Source organism: Nocardia miyunensis NBRC 108239 (assembly GCF_001613065.1).
Classification (GTDB): domain Bacteria; phylum Actinomycetota; class Actinomycetes; order Mycobacteriales; family Mycobacteriaceae; genus Nocardia; species Nocardia miyunensis.
On the sequence record NZ_BDBQ01000085.1, the window covers coordinates 1 to 14,436 of the forward strand.

Consider the following 14,436-nt stretch of genomic DNA (forward strand, 5'->3'; position numbering starts at 1 on the left):
ATCAACTCCTCGAAATCGCGCAGGTAGGCGCCGAGATTCGCGGGCGGGACCGCGGCGTCCTCCCAGCCGGGCCAGGCCGGGCGACCATCGGGGGTGCGGCCGGCCAGTCCCGCGCCGTCGGCGCGAATGCGCCACAGACGCGCTGCCACAGCGGAATCGGTGACGATGCGGCTGTCGATCGCGTGCGCGGTCCGGCAGAGTGTGGCCGCCCGGTCGTGCGCCTCCTCGGCGGTGTCGCCCGCACACTCGGCGAACAGCCAGGCCCGTCCCTCGGGAAGTTCGGGAATCGTGCCGCGGTGGGTGGTCACGACGTTCACGAGCCGGGCATCGATACCCTCCACCGCGATCGGGTCGACCGCGGTGATCGTCGCGACATCGTCCGCGGCCGTTGGCATATCGGGATATCCGAGCACGACCAGGGCGGTCGACCGGGGCACCGGGACCAACCGCACCGACGCCTCGAGCAGCAGTCCGCAGGTGCCTTCGGTCCCGACGAACGCACGCGCGGCGGACGGATCACGTTCGGGCAGAAGATGTTCCAGGCCGTATCCCGATGCCTGGCGTTCGAAGCGGCCCAACTCGGTGCGGATCACCGCGAGTCCGGCCCGGGTGAATTCCGCCAGGCCGGGTACCGCCGACAGCCCCGCGCCGAGGGTCCGCTCGGTTCCGGTGCCATCGAGTATGCGCAGTTCGCGCACGGAATCCGAGGTCCGGCCCCAGGCCATCGCATGGGGGCCGCAGGCGTTGTTCCCGATCATCCCGCCCAGGGTGCAGCGGTTCTGTGTGGACGGATCCGGGCCGAAGCGCAATCCGGATTCCCCGGCCCGGCGTTGCAACGTCGTCAGGATGGCACCGGGTTGCACTCGCGCACAACGATTTTCGGAATCCACCTGGAGTATCGCGGACATATGCCTGCTGAAGTCGAGCACCAGGCCCGCACCGATCGCATTGCCCGCCACCGACGTTCCCGCTCCGCGCGCGGTCACCGGCACACCTTCGTTGCGCGCCGCCGCCAGTGCCGCCGCCACATCCGCGTCGCCGCGCGGGAAGACCACCGCCGCGGGCCGCACCCGGTAGTTCGAGGCATCCGAGGCGTATTCCGCACGGCGCCGTTCACCGGCATCGACCTCGCCGTCGATCCCGCTGTCCAGCGCCCGCAGCCACGAAGCGGTCATATGCCCAGCCTATGCGGAGTCGACGATGATTCCCGGGAGATCAGTGGCACGAGGTCCGGCCGCCGATACGCGCATCCGGCGTACCGTCGAACGGGTGCCGATCCCCACCGAGCGCATCCTGATGCTCGGTCTCCACCCCAGCGCGCTCGACTACAGCAACCTCCCCGACGTGGACGAGCCCACCCTCACCGCACGCATCGAAGCCGGTAACGCGGCCCTGCGCGCGGCCGGATTCGACGCGGTGGGCTTCCAGATCCCCGCCGACCCCGCCCGGGCCGAGTCCGAAATCCGCGAACACCTCTCGGACGGCCCGTTCGGACTGGTCATGATCGGCGCGGGCATTCCCTACACCCTGCTGTTCGAACGCATCATCAACGTCGTCACCGAAGCGGCCCCCGGCGTCCGCTTCAACACCTCGCCGGAGAACACCGTCGACACCCCGCGCCGCTGGATCCAGCCGTAGCGCGACCTCGCGGAACCGATCCCCAGCGGCAACCACAACCTCGCTGAACACAGCCACGCAAGACCCAGCCTTGGTACGACCGCGCGGGATCCCCAGCAGCAGCCACAGCCGCCCTGGACATGGCCGTGCAAGATCCAGCCGGAGTGCGACCGCGGGACCGTTCCCCAGCATCGGGCACAACCGCGCTGAACATCGCCGCGCAAGACCCAGCAGTAACCGAAATCGTGAACTGTTCCCGCTCCACGACGACGACCAGGTCACGGTCCGAGTCTCGTTGGCACATGTCTTCCGGGGCAGCGGCCGGACCGGCGACCTCGACAGCCGCCAGATTCCGGCGAGGCCGCATACAGTCCGACACGACGCGGATCACTCCAAGGCTCAACCACGGCATGCACTCGATGGTTGGTAGACCGCTTGCTCCGGCTGCGACACGATGATGAGCCGCAGCCGAAGTTCGGTCAGCGCGGGGCGGTTATCAGCACGATCTTGCCCAGGCCGTGGCCGGATTCGCTTTCCCGTTGTGCCGCTGCGGCTTCGGCGAGGGGGAAGGTGCGAGCCGGGGCGGGCAGGCGGATGGCTTCGGCGGCCAGGAGACGGGCGGCTTCGGCGACGATGTCGAGAGGGCCGCCGGGCCGGGAGTAGAAGCGGACGCCCTTCTCCTCGGCCGAGACGTCGGCGATGGTGATGATGCGGTCGGTGCCGCCGCGCAATTCGATGGCCGCGTCGAGGAAACCGTGTCCGGCACAGTCGAATACGGCGTCGACGCCATTCGGGGCCAAGGCGCGGACCCGGTCGGCGACGCCCTCGCCGTAGGTGGTGGGGGTCGCGCCGAAGGATTGGACGACGTCCTGATTGGCGGCCGAGGCCGTACCGATCACCCGAACGCCCGCAGCACGAGCCAGCTGTGCGGCCATCGAACCGACCGCACCCGACGCGCCGTTCACCAGCAGCGTCTCATCGGGTTCGAGATTCAGCTCCGCCAGGCCGCCGCCGGCGGTGTTGGCCGCGACCGGAATCGCGACGGCATCGAGGAAGGACAGTTCGGCGGGTTTGGCGACCAGCCGTTCGGCCAGTGCGAATTCCGCGTATCCGCCGCCCTCCGCCCAGCCGATGACCTCGTCGCCCACCTGCCAGGCGGCCTCGGGACCGGCCGCGTCCACGACTCCGGCGATCTCGATCCCGGCCCGGCGCGGGAATTGCGGGCCGGGCATCAGTCCACGCCGAATCTTCCAATCCGCCGGATTCACGCCCGCCGCCCGGACCGCCACCCGCACCCGCGCACCCTCCGGTTCGGGCACCGGCACATCGACCAGCCGCAGCACCTCGGGTCCACCGGTCTCGTCGTACTGAATCGCCTGCATGCGACCGAGCTTATGCGCCGGGCCCGACGCCTCTCGGATCCCCGATCCCGCACCCGGTCCATCGGCCGCGTCGCCCTTCGCCCGCCGCGCGCGACGGGCCGCACAGGCGCGGATCATGCGGCGACCGAGTCGCCCTCGTCGGCGAATTGGGTGTGGTACAGCTCGGCGTAGCGGCCGTCGCGGGCGAGCAGGTCGGTGTGGGTGCCGCGTTCGACGATCCGCCCGGATTCCACGACCAGGATCTGATCCGCGTTGCGGATGGTGGACAGGCGGTGCGCGATGACCAGGGCGGTGCGGCCGGTCAGGACCTCGGCGACGGCCTCCTGCACGGCCGCCTCGGAGGTGGAGTCCAGCGACGCGGTGGCCTCGTCCAGCACCACCACGCGGGGCTGTTCGAGCAGCAACCGGGCGATGGTGAGACGTTGCCGTTCGCCACCGGAGAGGCGGTAGCCGCGCTCGCCGACGACGGTGTCCAGCCCGTCGGGCAGGGAGCCGAGCAGATCGCCCAATCTGGCACGCCGCAACGCGTCCCAGATCTCCTCGTCGGTCGCGGCCGGACGTGCCAGCCGTAGATTCGCGCGGATGGTGTCGTGGAACAGGTGCCCGTCCTGGGTGACCAGGCCGACGGTGGCCTGGATGGATCGGCCGGTCAGCTCGCGCACATCGGCTCCGTTGAGCCGGACCGCGCCGGAGTCCACATCGTAGAGTCGCGAAACCAGTTGCGCGATGGTCGATTTACCCGCACCGGAGGAGCCGACGAGCGCGACCATCCGCCCCGGCTCGGCGCGCAGCGAAATCCCGTGCAGCACTTCGGATCCGCCTCGGGTGTCGAGTGTGGCGACATCCTCGAGCGAGGCCAGTGACACCTTGTCCGCGGCCGGATACCCGAAGCGCACATCGTCGAACTCCACCGTGACCGGGCCGGGCGGCACCTCGGTGGCATCGGGTGCGTCCTGGATGAGCGGCTCGAGGTCGAGGATCTCGAAGACGCGCTCGAAACTGACCAGCGCGGACATGATGTCCACACGGGCGCTGGCCAACGCGGTCAGCGGGGTGTAGAGCCTGGTCAGCAGCAGCGAAAGCGACACCACCGCACCGGCATTCAACTCACCGCGCAGCGCGAACCAGCCGCCCAGCCCGTAGACCAGCGCCACCGCCAGCGCCGACACCAGCGTCAGCGCGGTCACGAACGTGGTCTGCAACATCGCGGTGCGCACGCCGATATCGCGAACTCGCCCGGCGCGCAGGGCGAATTCCGCCGACTCGTGCCGCGGCCGCCCGAACAGTTTCACCAGGGTCGCGCCGGGAGCGGAGAAACGCTCGGTCATCTGCGTGCTCATCGCCGCGTTGAGCTGCGCGCCCTCGCGCTGGATCGCCGCCACCCGGGTGCCCATCCGCCGCGCCGGAATCATGAACAGCGGCAACATGATCAGCGCCAGCACCGTGATCTGCCAGGACAGTTGCATCATCACCACGAGGGTCAGCAGCAGCGTGACGATATTGGTGACCACCCCCGAGAGCGTGGTGCTGAACGCCCGCTGCGCACCGATCACATCGCTGTTGAGCCGACTCACCAGCGCCCCGGTACGGGTGCGGGTGAAGAAGGCGATCGGCATCTTCTGCACGTGGTCGAATACCGCGGTACGCAGATCCAGGATCAACCCCTCGCCGATCCTGGCGGACAGCCACCGGATCACGATGCCCAGCGCCGCGTCGACCACGGCCAGCGCACCGATCGCCACCGCGAGCAGCGCCACCACCCGCGCCGCGGAATGCCCGACGATGTGATCGACCACCCGTCCGGCCAGCAGCGGATTGGCCACCTCCAGCACCGCCGACACCACGCTGAACACCAGAAATCCGATCAGCGGCCGCCGATGCGGCCGAGCGAACCGCAGCATCCGCCGCGCCGTCGCCCCGCTGAAGCCGCGCCGCTCACCCGGCGCATTCGCCTGCCGATACAACTGGTTCCACGCCACCGATTCGATCGTCATCCGTCCAGTTCCCTTCCACCGGCCATTCAACACCGACCCACCGACACTAGAACCTCAACATTGGTTCAGCTCAAGTGTTCCGGGAGGGACGACCGTTCGCCCACGGCGAAGAACAGATCCGCTCGACCGGTTCCCACCGCTGACCAGAGGGCGCGCTGCCGGACATGGCGATAAGACCACTGCCCTCAACGGCCAACCCGCTCGCACGAATGAGCCCGCGTTTCGACACGATCACCGCTGGGCCGACCGATGGTCCACGGCGTGAGCCGACGCGGAACTCAGTTCTCGACAGGCTCCCAGCCGCGCCGGGCGGCGCGCTCCCCGGCGGCCCTCTTCGGGTCGCGGTAGCGGTAGACGATGTAGGGGCGGAACAGGTATTGCACGGGCGCGCTGAACATGTGGACCAGGCGGGTGAACGGGACCAGGGCGATCAGGAGCATGCCGATGACGGCATGCACCTGATAGGCGACCGGGACCGAACTCATCAGCGCGGGACTGGGATCGAGAATGAAGATGTGCCGAGCCCAGGGGGCGACGGTGGTGCGGTAGTCGTAGCCGTGGTCGAGGGTGGAGTGCGTGAGTTCGGCGAACAGGCCCAGGAAGATCGCCGAGAGCAGGAACAGGTACATCACCTTGTCGTTGCGGGTCGTCGCACGGAACACCGGCGCGTTGGTGCGGCGGCGCGCGACCAGCAGCAGCACACCGGCGATCGCGAGCACGCCCGCGATCGTCCCGCCGATCAGGGACAGCAGATGGTACTGATGTTCACCCAATCCCATGGCGCTGGTCCAGCTTTCGGGAATGAACAGACCCATGAGATGACCGGCCAGCACGAACAGGATGCCGTAGTGGAACATCGGCGAGGCGATATTGAGCAGTCGGGATTCGTAGGGTTCGGAGGATCGGGTGGTCCAGCCGAACTTGTCGTAGCGGTGCCGCCAGAACAATCCGCCGATCAGCGATACCAGCGTGATGTAGGGCAGTGCGCCCCAGAGGAATACCTGCATCAGTGACCTCCGTTGCCGAGCACGGGTAGTAGGTCGAGGTGGCCGTAGGGGGACAGGCCGACGGTCTCGGTCGCCGGACCCGATCGCGCCAGCGCACGCGCGGCGGCGCGGTCGCGCGGAGTCGGGCCGGGCAGGCTCGCGCTGAGCGCGTTCAGCACGTGCACGTAGGGCGTACCGGCCTCGTCCAACGCCAGGCGCAGCAGTTCCAGGCCCGGCCGATGGTCGAGCAGCAGATCGGAAGATCCGGTGGCAGCACAGAATTCGAGGACGACCGGCAGATGGTCGGGCAATTCGGTATCGCGCAACTCCATCCCGCGCTCCCGATAGATCTGCTTGAGCCGGGCGAGCGAACCGCCGCGCCGGCGCGTATCGCCGTCCTGCCACCAGGTCAGATGCAGGCAGTGCCGGTTGTGGAAGTCGAAGACCTGCACATACTGCTCACACAGCGCGGCCCGGCCCACCGCCGCGGCATGTTTCAGGAACGGCCAGAGCGCGGGCGCGCCCTCGGTGAACAGCGGCAACCGTTCGAAGAACCGCTCGTCGGGATAGTCCAGGCAGTGCGCGGCGGCCTGATACAGCGCTGGAACCGAATGCCCGGTCATCGGTATTCCTCATCGGCGGTCTGCCGTTTGCGCGTCAGATGGAAATTCTCGACCGTCATGAGCGGCAACAGCTTTCGTCCGGAATCGTCGCCCACGGGTCCGGCCGCGCCCATTCCGGGACCGCCGTCGTAATCCAGACTGCACCCGTCGGGCATCGCCGATTCCTCGAGCCGCTGCGCGTCACCCACCGCCGCGGTCGGAATCACGTAGCGCTCATCGTATTTGGCGATCGCCAGCAGTCGGAACAGCTCCCGCAGTTCGGTACCGGTCATGCCGACCGCCTCGGGTATCGATTCGTCGGGCGGATCACCGAGATTGATGTCGCGGTGATAGGAACGCATGGCCGCGAGCCGGGCCAGCGCGTCCTTGACCGGGATCACATCACCCGCGGTGAACAGCTCGGCCAGATACTCCAACGGAATGCGCAGGGTATCGATCGCACCGAACAGATGCCCGGCGTCCTCGCCGTCGAATCCGCTCTCGGCCAGCGAATCGACCACCGGGGACAGCGGCGGGATGTACCAGACCATCGGCATCGTGCGGAATTCCGGATGCAGCGGAAGCGCGACGCGATACCTGCTGATCAGCGCGTGCACCGGCGAGCGGCGGGCGGCGTCGATCCAGTCCGCGGGAATTCCGGCCCGCTCCGCCTCGCGCCGCACCTGCGGATCCTCCGGATCCAGGAACACGCCCAGTTGCGCCTCGTAGAGATCGGTATCGGACGGGGTCGAGGCCGCCTCGGTGACGCGGTCCGCGTCGTAGAGCACCACGCCCAGATATCGCAGCCGCCCGACGCAGGTCTCCGAGCACACCGTCGGCAGCCCGACCTCCATCCGCGGATAGCACAGCGTGCACTTCTCGGCCTTGCCCGTCTTGTGGTTGAAATAGATCTTCTTGTACGGACAGCCCGTCACGCACATCCGCCAGCCGCGGCACTGGTCCTGGTCGACCAGCACGATGCCGTCCTCACCGCGCTTGTACAGCGCGCCCGACGGGCACGAGGCCACGCACGACGGATTCAGGCAGTGCTCGCAGATACGCGGCAGATAGAACATGAACGTCTGCTCGAACTCGAATCTCACCTTCTCCGAGGCGGTTTCACGAATCTTCCGGACGATCGGATCCTGGTCGCCGAATTCGGTCGCGCCGCCGAGATTGTCGTCCCAGTTGGCACTCCACTCGATCCGCATCGGCTTGCCCGACAACAGCGAACGCGGCGGCGCGACCGGATAGTCGTCACCGAGCGGGGCCTGGGTCAGCGCGCGATAGTCGTAGGTCCACGGCTCGTAGTAGCCCCGGATCACCGGCAGCACCGGATTTCCGAAGATGGACAACAGCTTTCGCAGCCGCCCGCCCGCCCGCAATTTCAATCGGCCGCGACGGTCCAGCGTCCAACCGCCGCGCCAGCGTTCCTGGTCCTCGTAGCGGCGCGGATACCCCTGTCCGGGACGGGTTTCCACATTGTTGAACCAGGCGTACTCCATGCCGCCGCGATTGGTCCAGGTCTGTTTGCAGGTCACCGAGCAGGTGTGACAGCCGATGCACTTGTCCAGATTCATCACCATTGCCAGCTGTGCCATCGGTTTCATCGGTACTGCACCTCCTGGGAGCGGCGGCGGATCACGGTCACCTCATCACGCTGATTCCCGGTCGGCCCGAAATAGTTGAAACCCCAGCACAATTGGGCGTAACCGCCGATGAGGTGGGTCGGTTTGAGCAGTAGCCGGGTCAGCGAGTTGGGTATGCCGCCGCGACGTCCGGTGCGCTCGGCGCGCGGGACGTTCACCGTGCGCTCCTGCGCGTGATGCAGGTAGACCGTGCCCGCGGGCATCCGGTGCGAGACGATCGCGCGGGCCACCACGACGCCGTTGCGGTTCACCGCCTCGATCCAGTCGTTGTCCGCGACCCCGATCGATTCGGCGTCCCGCGGCGACATCCAGATCACCTGCCCGCCGCGCGAGAGCGAGAGCATGAACAGGTTGTCCTGATACTCGGAGTGGATCGACCATTTATTGTGCGGGGTGAGGTAGCGAACGGTGACCTGGCGCTGGCCGTCGGGCCCGAGTTCGGGTTCGCCGAACAGGCGGCTCATATCCAGCGGCGGACGGTAGACCGGCAGGCACTCGCCGACCTCGGACATCCAGTCGTGGTCCAGGAAGAACTGTTGACGTCCGGTCAGGGTGTGCCACGGCCGGAACTGCTCGACGTTCTGGGTGAAGGCGGTGTACCGGCGGCCGCCGCTCTCGCTGCCCGACCATTCCGCCGAGGTGATCACCGGAACGGGTGCGGACTGTGTGTCGGCGTAGCTGACGCGCTTACCCTCGTGCTCGGCCGCGAGTTCCGCCATCGGCTGTCCGGTCCGGCGCTCCAACGTGCGAAAACCCTGAGTTGCCAAGTGACCGTTGGTGGTTCCGGACAGTGCCAGGATGGTGTCGGCCGCGTGCACCGCGGTGTCGATTCGGGGACGTCCCGCCGCCGGGCCCGAATCGACCACGCCGTTGAGCGAACCCAGATACGAGACCTCGGCGTCGGGCCGCAGGGCGATCCCCTTCACCGGCAGGCCCAGTTCCTCGGCCAGTGGGCCCAGCGCGGCGAATTTGGCTCCGATCGCGGTGTAGTCGCGTTCGACGACGGTCAATGCCGGAAAGGTGCGGCCGGGAATCGGTGCACATTCGTCCTGCCGCCAGTCCCGCACAACACCGCCCGGCTGCGACATTTCACCCGGAGTGTCGTGCTGAAGTGCGGTGGCCACCAGATCGTGCCGGACGCCGAGGTGGTCGCGGGCCAGTTCGCTGAGCCGATCGGCCAGGGCGCGGAAGATGTCGAAATCGGTGCGCGCCTGCCAGGGCGGATCGACCGCGGGGGAGAACGCGTGCACGAACGGGTGCATATCGGTGGAGGACAGATCGTGTTTCTCGTACCAGGTCGCCGCGGGCAGCGTGAGATCCGACAGCAGCGTCGAGGAGGTCATCCGGAAATCGAGGGAGACGAGCAGATCCAGTTTGCCCTCAGGAGCTTCGCTGTGCCACCGCACATCTCGCGGACGCGACCGCCGGGGCGCCTCCTGCGCGGACAGCGAGGACTGGGTGCCCAGCAGATGTTTCGTGAAATATTCCGCGCCCTTGGCCGAGGAGCCGAGCAGATTGGCCCGCCACAGCATCAGCACGCGCGGCCAGTTACGCGGGTCGTCCGGGTCCTCGATGGCGAATTTCAATGTCCCGGAGAGGATTTCATTCACCGCACGACCGACCGCGTGCTCGCCCTCGCCCAGTTCGAGCGGATTGCGGTCGAAGGTCGGATAGGACGGCATCCAGCCCAGCCGGGTGGCCTGGGCCAGGCAATCGATCGCGGTCATCCCCGCGAAACGTCCCGCGCCCAGCGGTGAGGCGAGCGCATCGGCGGTGAATCGGTCGTACCGCCACTGATCGGTGTGCACGAACCAGTGACCGGTGCCGATTGCCTGCCGGGCCGGGCGCGCCCAGTCGATCGCACCGGCCAGGGTGGCCCATCCGGTGAACGGCCGCACCTTCTCCTGACCGACGTAATGCGCCCACCCGCCGCCGTTGCGGCCCTGACATCCGGTGAGCTGCAACAACGCCAGGAACGTCCGATAGATCGTCTCGGAGTGGAACCAGTGATTGGTGCCCGCGCCCATCAGGATCATGCACCGGCCGCGGGATTTCTCCGCGGTGTCGGCGAATTCCCGGGCGATCCGGATGCACGCCGCGGCCGGGACCGAGGTGTGTTCCTCCTGCCAGGCGGGGGTGCCGGGGGCGGCGGGATCGTCGTAGGACGCGGGCCAGTCACCGGGCAGCTCGCCGCGGCCCACGCCGTATCCGGCCAGGAGCAGGTCGAAGACGGTCGTCACCAGCGGGCCGCCGGGGCCGAGGCGTCGCGCGGGAACGCCGCGCCGCAGCACCTCACCGTGACTCTGGGCGTCCGCGCCGCCGTCGGTGTCGAAGCGCGGCAACAGCACCGGGACGCCGTCGCCGCGCCCGTACAGGGTCAGCACCGGGACGATCGAGCCCAGGTCCAGATTCCATTGTCCCGCACCGGATTCGGACCAGCGAAACCCGAGCGATCCGGGTGGTATCGCGGGTTCGGCGGTATTCTCGTCCAGCACAACGGTTTTCCACTCCGCTTCCTCGCTGGTGTCCCCGAGATCGGCCGCGCGCACGAATTTGCCCGGCACCCAGGCATCCTCGTGTTCGACGAGGGTGACCAGGAAGGGCAGGTCGGTGAATCGGCGCACGTAATCGGTGAAGAACGGGACCTGCCGATCCACGAAACACTCCCGCAGGATCACATGTCCCATCGCCATCGCCAGGGCGGCGTCGGTGCCCGGATGCGGATGCAGCCACTGGTCGGCGAATTTCGCGTTGTCGGCGTAGTCCGGTGCGACCACCACGACCTTCTGACCGCGATAGCGCGCCTCGGCCATCCAGTGCGCGTCCGGGGTGCGGGTGACCGGGACGTTCGAACCCCACATGATCAGATAGGCCGCGTCCCACCAGTCGCCCGATTCGGGGACGTCGGTCTGATCGCCGAACACCTGCGGTGAGGCCACCGGCAGATCGGCGTACCAGTCGTAGAAGGAGAGCATCGGCGCACCGATCAGCGCCATGAATCGCGCGCCCGCCGCATGCGAGACCATCGACATGGCCGGGATCGGGGAGAATCCGGCGATCCGGTCCGGACCGTATGTCGCGATCGTGTGCACGTGCGCGGCGGCGATGATCTCCAGCGCCTCGTCCCACTGCGCGCGCACGAGTCCGCCCTTGCCGCGGGCCTGCTGATATTCCATCCGCCGGGCCGCGTCGGACTGGATCTCCGCCCACGCCAGCACCGGATCGCCGGTGCGCTTCTTCGCCTTTCGATACATGTCCAGCAGCACGCCGCGGATGTACGGATAGCGCACGCGGGTCGGGGAATAGGTGTACCAGGAGAAGGACGCACCCCGGGGACAACCGCGCGGCTCGTACTCCGGGCGGTCCGGGCCCACCGACGGATAATCGGTCGCCTGCGTCTCCCAGGTGATGATGCCGTCCTTGACGTACACCTTCCAGCGGCACGAGCCGGTGCAGTTCACGCCGTGTGTGGAGTAGACGATCTTGTCGTGGCTCCAGCGGTCGCGGTAGAAGACGTCCCCCTCGGTGCCACCGCGATAAACGACGCTGTGCAGATCGGGTGAGATATCGCCGCGATGGAAGTACTTGCCCGTCTCGAGAATCAGTGCGTCCGGTTCCGCCATGGCTTTGCGATCCTTTCGACCGTCGGGGCGGGCACCAACTCGATCGACTGTATCGTTCGTCCGGCGAATATTTGGCAACTTTGTCACGGCGGGCTGCGCGGCGGGGTTCGGATGTCGCGTCGCGGCATGTCACACTGGCGCCCGTGGATGAGTCGGACAACGACCGTGCCGCATCCCTGCGAAATCTGAAGCCCGCCTGGTTCGCCTCGGTGATGGCCACCGGAATCGTCGCACGCGCCGTCTCGGGCGCGGGGTGGTCGTGGGGTGGTGACGCACTGTTGACCATCGGATTGCTGGCCTTCGCCGGGCTGACGATCGCGATGGTCGTCCGGGCGATTCGCTATCCGCGCGAGATGGCGGCCGATGCCGGGAATCCGGCTGTCGGATTCACCTTCCTGACCTTCGTCGCGGGGGCCGGGGTGCTCTCCACGGGACTGGGCAGCCATGGCCTCGCCGCTGCCGCGCTGACCCTGCTTGCCATCGCCACGGTCGCCTGGCTCATTCTCTGCTATCTGATTCCGGCGGGATTCATGGTGCACCACAACACCGCTCCCGGAATGACCGGCGCGGACGGAACCTGGCTGCTGTGGGTGGTCGGCACCCAATCGCTGTCCGTGGCCGCCAGCGCACTGCCCGCGCCGTGGGCGCATCGCTTCGCCACCCCCGCACTGCTGGCCTGGTCGGTCGGCAGTGTGCTCTACGGCATCGTCGCCGCACTGGTGCTGGGCGCGCTGTTCGCCCAGGAACTCACCCCCGCGACCCTGGTGCCGCCGTACTGGATCTTCATGGGCGCCACCGCGATCAGCGTGCTGGCCGCCGCCGAACTCGTCGACCGCACCTCCGACCACCTGGTCACCCTGACGCACCCGGTGCTGGTCGGCGCCGGCGTGGTCCTGTGGGCCTTCGGCACCTGGCTGATTCCCGCACTGCTGATCGCCGGGGTCTGGCGCTATCTGATCGAACACTTCCGCCGAAGTTTCGATCCGTCGCTCTGGAGCATCGTCTTCCCGATCGGCATGTACGGCGTCGGCACCCGCGAATTTGGTCTCGCGGTGGGGGAATCGTGGATGGTCAGGTTCGGACGGGCCGAGGCATGGGTGGCGCTGGCGGCGTGGATCGTGGTCGCGGTGGCGACCGTCGGGCAGTACATGCCGTGGTTCCGGCGACTGCGCCGCCGGGATGGTCGTCGAGTTGCATTGCAGCAGTGAATATTCGGTCGATCCGCTGATGCCGCGCACCATCCGGCTCAGGTGATTCCGGCAGCGCCCCCGGCACGCCGGGTTGCCCCGCCGCAAATCGTCTCGTTGATCTTCGCGGGCCACGGGCGATCCGATCCCTGCGGCATATGGTCGGCGTGCTCGGACGGGGATGATGGTTTCGGTCGGCCGCGACTCAGCTGTTCACGGTCAGGGATGGCAGGCAGTTCAGCTAGAACTCCCCGGCGACGCCGAGAACCGTGCGGCCCGAATGCCGCCCCTCGCGAATCGCGCGCAGTACCGACTCGGCCTCGGTGATCCGGGTGTAGTTCTCCACATCGGACAGGTGCCGCGGTTTGAGGTCCTTGCCCAGACGAGTCCACAGGGCGCGCCGCTGGTCGATCGGGAATTGCGCCGAATCGATGCCGAGCAGGGCGACGCCGCGCAGGATGAAGGGCATGACCGTGGTCGGCAGGCCGGTACCGCCGGTGAGTCCGCTGACCGCGGCTGTGCCGCCGTATCCGATCGCGCTGAGTATGTAGGCGAGGGATTTGCCGCCGACGCTGTCCACCGCGCCGGCCCACTGCGCCTTACCGAGCGGACGGATCTTCGCTTCGGGATCCTCGGGCAGGCGGCCGATCACCGATTTCGCGCCGAGCGCCGAAAGTCGTTCGCCCGCATCGGTTTTGCCCGTCGAGGCGACCACCTCGAAGCCGAGGCCGGCCAGGATGTCCACTGCGACACTGCCGACGCCGCCGGTCGCGCCGGTGACCAGGACCGGACCGGCATCCGGAGTCAGGCCGCGTTCCAGCAGCGCCTGCACACTCATCGCCGCGGTGAATCCGGCGGTGCCCAGTGCCGCCGCCTCGCGCGGGGTGAGGCTCTCGAGTTTCACGACCCACTCGGCCGGGACCCGAGCGTATTCGGCGAATCCGCCGTTGTGCGCGACGCCGATGTCGTAGCCGTGCGCGATCACCGGATCGCCGGGCATGAACGCCGGATCCTCCGACGCGGACACCTCACCGATGATGTCGATCCCCGGGATGATCGGATAATTGCGCACCACCCCGCCGCCCGGCGTGATCGCCAGCCCGTCCTTGAAGTTCGCACTCGAATAGTGCACCTTGATCGTCACCGTGCCCGGCCCGAGGAAATCGTCGCCGACCTCCTCGCGCGCCAGCACAACCCCGTCGCCCGTCTCGTGTGCCACCATCGCCCAGAACGCCATGGGTCCGAGCATAGGGCGGCCGTGCCTCCCGAGCGAGCATCGAGTTACAGCCGCACCCGTTCCCGCAAGACGCACTCCCTCCACCGGATGCCCGCCGTGTCCGGTGTGCGGGTCCGGGCCGCGCTGGAAGGTCTCCGGTCGCACGGACGAGTGGTACTC

At 67.9% G+C, this 14,436-nt stretch carries 10 protein-coding genes; 2 read left to right on the forward strand and 8 right to left on the reverse strand.

What is annotated here, in order from left to right; translation table 11 throughout:
• Window positions 1-1,175 (reverse strand): FAD-binding oxidoreductase (locus NM2_RS33935; protein ID WP_157121480.1); only part of this gene is annotated, 1,175 nt, incomplete at its 3' end.
• Between the two features lie 94 nt (window positions 1,176-1,269).
• On the opposite strand from NM2_RS33935, the gene NM2_RS33940 reads away from it, so the two are divergent.
• A complete protein-coding gene (locus tag NM2_RS33940) occupies window positions 1,270-1,638 on the forward strand; it encodes a hypothetical protein (protein WP_218026049.1) in 369 nt (122 codons plus the stop codon).
• A gap of 458 nt (window positions 1,639-2,096) precedes the next feature.
• Here the strand turns inward: NM2_RS33940 and NM2_RS33945 are convergent, their stop codons facing one another.
• From NM2_RS33945 to NM2_RS33970, 6 genes are all read right to left on the reverse strand, one after another.
• Window positions 2,097-2,999, reverse strand: a complete 903-nt coding sequence (locus NM2_RS33945) for an NADP-dependent oxidoreductase (protein WP_067677623.1) — start codon at window positions 2,997-2,999, stop codon at window positions 2,097-2,099.
• 113 nt (window positions 3,000-3,112) lie between these two features.
• Window positions 3,113-4,993, reverse strand: a complete 1,881-nt coding sequence (locus NM2_RS33950) for an ABC transporter ATP-binding protein (protein ID WP_067677502.1) — start codon at window positions 4,991-4,993, stop codon at window positions 3,113-3,115.
• A gap of 278 nt (window positions 4,994-5,271) precedes the next feature.
• Complete coding sequence (narI, locus tag NM2_RS33955; protein ID WP_067677504.1) at window positions 5,272-6,000, reverse strand: respiratory nitrate reductase subunit gamma; 729 nt, start codon at window positions 5,998-6,000, stop codon at window positions 5,272-5,274.
• Window positions 6,000-6,602, reverse strand: coding sequence for a nitrate reductase molybdenum cofactor assembly chaperone (gene narJ / locus NM2_RS33960; protein WP_067677507.1), 603 nt, complete (start codon window positions 6,600-6,602; stop codon window positions 6,000-6,002). The genes narI and narJ overlap by 1 nt, the downstream gene beginning before the upstream one ends.
• Window positions 6,599-8,191 (reverse strand): nitrate reductase subunit beta, encoded by a 1,593-nt coding sequence (gene narH / locus NM2_RS33965; RefSeq protein WP_067677509.1) that lies wholly within the window; start codon window positions 8,189-8,191, stop codon window positions 6,599-6,601. The genes narJ and narH overlap by 4 nt, the downstream gene beginning before the upstream one ends.
• Window positions 8,188-11,853, reverse strand: a complete 3,666-nt coding sequence (locus NM2_RS33970; protein ID WP_067677511.1) for a nitrate reductase subunit alpha — start codon at window positions 11,851-11,853, stop codon at window positions 8,188-8,190. Before NM2_RS33970 ends, narH begins: the two co-directional genes overlap by 4 nt.
• Window positions 11,854-11,996: 143 nt before the next feature.
• Between NM2_RS33970 and NM2_RS33975 the strand changes: the two genes are divergently transcribed.
• Complete coding sequence (locus NM2_RS33975; RefSeq protein ID WP_067677513.1) at window positions 11,997-13,061, forward strand: tellurite resistance/C4-dicarboxylate transporter family protein; 1,065 nt, start codon at window positions 11,997-11,999, stop codon at window positions 13,059-13,061.
• 220 nt (window positions 13,062-13,281) lie between these two features.
• Here the strand turns inward: NM2_RS33975 and NM2_RS33980 are convergent, their stop codons facing one another.
• Entirely contained in the window at window positions 13,282-14,277 is a 996-nt protein-coding gene (locus tag NM2_RS33980; protein WP_067677626.1) for an acrylyl-CoA reductase family protein, read from the reverse strand.
• Window positions 14,278-14,436: the final 159 nt, after the last annotated feature.

Bases quoted from the DNA above. Each gene is read 5' to 3' on its own strand.
- narH (WP_067677509.1), bottom strand. From the start codon at position 8,191: ATGAAACCGATGGCACAGCTGGCAATGGTGATGAATCTGGACAAGTGC.
- narJ (WP_067677507.1), bottom strand. From the start codon at position 6,602: ATGACCGGGCATTCGGTTCCAGCGCTGTATCAGGCCGCCGCGCACTGC.
- NM2_RS33970 (WP_067677511.1), bottom strand. From the start codon at position 11,853: ATGGCGGAACCGGACGCACTGATTCTCGAGACGGGCAAGTACTTCCAT.
- narI (WP_067677504.1), bottom strand. From the start codon at position 6,000: ATGCAGGTATTCCTCTGGGGCGCACTGCCCTACATCACGCTGGTATCG.
- NM2_RS33980 (WP_067677626.1), bottom strand. From the start codon at position 14,277: ATGGCGTTCTGGGCGATGGTGGCACACGAGACGGGCGACGGGGTTGTG.
- NM2_RS33950 (WP_067677502.1), bottom strand. From the start codon at position 4,993: ATGACGATCGAATCGGTGGCGTGGAACCAGTTGTATCGGCAGGCGAAT.
- NM2_RS33945 (WP_067677623.1), bottom strand. From the start codon at position 2,999: ATGCAGGCGATTCAGTACGACGAGACCGGTGGACCCGAGGTGCTGCGG.